Annotated in this window: 2 protein-coding genes; one reads left to right on the top strand and one right to left on the bottom strand. The window is 71.2% G+C overall.

Features of this window, described 5'->3' with window-relative positions:
- The coding region (locus VNL12_RS00225) for a polysaccharide biosynthesis tyrosine autokinase (protein ID WP_325590469.1) at positions 1-1,686 on the top strand (1,686 nt) is incomplete at its 5' end.
- Between the two features lie 142 nt (positions 1,687-1,828).
- On the opposite strand, the gene VNL12_RS00220 is transcribed toward VNL12_RS00225, so the two are convergent.
- Positions 1,829-2,140 (bottom strand): nucleotidyltransferase domain-containing protein, encoded by a 312-nt coding sequence (locus VNL12_RS00220; protein ID WP_325590466.1) that lies wholly within the window; start codon positions 2,138-2,140, stop codon positions 1,829-1,831.
- Positions 2,141-2,408 lie beyond the last annotated feature (268 nt).

Genomic DNA, 2,408 nt, shown 5'->3' with positions numbered 1-2,408 from the left:
CTGCGGCGGCGGAAGCTCATCATCATCCTCACCACCATCGCCGTGGTGCTCGTCGCCCTCGCCTACTCGTTCCTGCAGACGCCGGTCTACCGGGCCTCGGCCGAGGTGCTGCTCGACGAGCGAGCCTCCGATGCCATCCTCAACCCCGACCAGCAGACGAACTCCGTCGACCGGCAATCTCGGGTGCAGACCGAGATCGAGGTCATGCGCTCCCGTCTGGTGCGCGACGCCGTGCGCGACGAGCTGGGCTACACACCGACCGTGACCATCGCGACCAAGGGCGAGACCAGCGTCGTGAGCATCAGCGCCACCGACACCGCACCCGAGCGCGCCGCCCGCGAGGCCAACGCGTACGCCACCACGTTCATCGACGTGCGGCGCGAGGCCAACATCGCCGATCTCACCGAGGCCGCCGAGGTGCTCGAAGGCCAGCTCACCGAGATCGACACCCAGATCTCCGACCAGGAAGCGGTCGTCGCCGACCTGCAGGCCGAGGTCGACGCCGCCCCCGACGACCTGACCCGAGCGCAGGAGACCGAGCGCGACGCCGCCCAAGCCACCCTCGAATCCCAGCGCGTCTCCCTCGCCACCCAGCGCAACGAGTACAGCAGCCAGCTGGGCGAGCTGCGCCTGGCGGTCAACACCACCCGCATCGGCGGCGGCCAGGTGGTCTCCCAGGCCGTCGCCCCCGGGTCCCCCTTCGCCCCTGACCCGGTGCGCAACGCCTCGGTGGCCCTGGTGCTCGGCCTGCTGCTCGGCGCCGGGCTGGCGTTCCTCCGCGACTACCTCGACGACACCGTGCGCACCAAGGACGACCTCGACACCCTCACCGGCGGACTCGAGGTGCTGGGCCTCATCCCGCTGGTGGAGGGGTGGAAGGACCACGCCCGGCCCCAGCTGGTGTCGGTCTCAGCCCCGACCTCACCCGCGGCGGAGGCCTACCGCGGCCTGCGCACCTCGCTGCAGTTCATGGGCATCGACCGCGACATCCGCCTCGTGCAGTTCACCAGCGCCTCGGCCTCGGAGGGCAAGACCACCACCCTGTCGAACATCGGCGTCGCCCTGGCCCGAGCCGGCAACCGGGTGATCATGGTCGACTGCGACCTCCGCCGCCCCCGCCTCCACCAGTTCTTCGGCCTCGACAACAGCGTGGGGTTCACCACCGCCATCCTCGGCGAGGTCGACATCACCGACGCCATCATCGACATCCCCGACGTGCTCCGCCTCTCGGTGGTCGCTTCGGGCCCGCCGCCGCCGAACCCCTCCGAGCTGCTCTCCACCCGGGCCGCCTCGACGATGCTCGGGTCGCTCGTCGAGTTGGCCGACTACGTGCTGATCGACTGCCCGCCGCTGCTGCCGGTGTCCGACGCCGTGATCATCGCCGGCACCGCCGATGCCACCGTGCTCATCACCAGCGTCGACAACACCACCAAGCGCAACCTGTCCCGGGCCATGGAGGTCCTCCGCCAGGTCGACGCCCCGCTCATCGGCGCGGTGCTCAACGGACTCGACGAATCCGCGGCCTACGCCTACAGCTACGGCGACGGCTACGGCTACGCCGCCAGCTACGCCCACAGCGACAACGGTCGCAGCCGCTTCGGCCGCAGGCGGGGTCGAGCCCGCGTGGGCTCCGACGACGCCGCCCAGGCCCGCCTCCCCCACACCGTGCCCGACGACCGCGAGTAGCTTCGGCCTTGCTCGCGTACGAGCGGACCTTGGCCGCGGACACGGGCTTGGTGCGCGGTGGCTTAGCTTAGGCACCGCGCACGCTCGTGAGCTCGTCGAGGCTCGCGCCGTGCACGACGCGACCGTCGCCGCGGATCTCGTTTCACAGCTGGCTCCGGCCCGCCACGCGTGACGCGGCCTCGTCGCTGCTCACCTCGAGCACCTCGACGGGATTGCCGGTGAGCCGTCGGACATCGGTGCGCCACTGCTCGATCGAATCCGCCCACTGCTCGTCGTCCTCGTCGACACCGCTCGGGCGCACCATTACGACGTCGATGTCGCTGTCGACGGTGGCCTCACGGCGAGCGAACGAACCGAAGACAACGATGCTCACCGGGGGAACGGGGAGGCCCCGGGCCAATCGGCCGAGCTCGTCGAGCACGGTGTCGGTGGAGCGGGCGAGGCTGAGGATCACGCGCGAGGCAACGTGCTCGGGGACGAGCCGGAACAGCGAAGACGGCGGGACCTCCCGACGCTCGACGACCCCGCGACCGCCACATGGTGCACCCGATCATCCGGCGACGCGGACCCGGAGACCGGGCGCCGGGGTGAGGTCGAGCACCCGCCATCGTGGGTCGGCCTCGGCGAGAGCCCGACGGAGTCGCGCTGCGGCCTCGAGGTCGTCGGGGCCGAGCAGGGTGACGGTGCCTCCCGCTCCGCCGGCGCCGTTGACCTTCCACCCC

It is taken from the genome of Iamia sp. (assembly GCF_035575815.1).
Classification (GTDB): Bacteria; Actinomycetota; Acidimicrobiia; order Acidimicrobiales; family Iamiaceae; genus Iamia.
The sequence above is the reverse complement of the archived record's forward strand: the minus strand, read 5'-3'. Positions and strand labels throughout refer to the sequence as shown.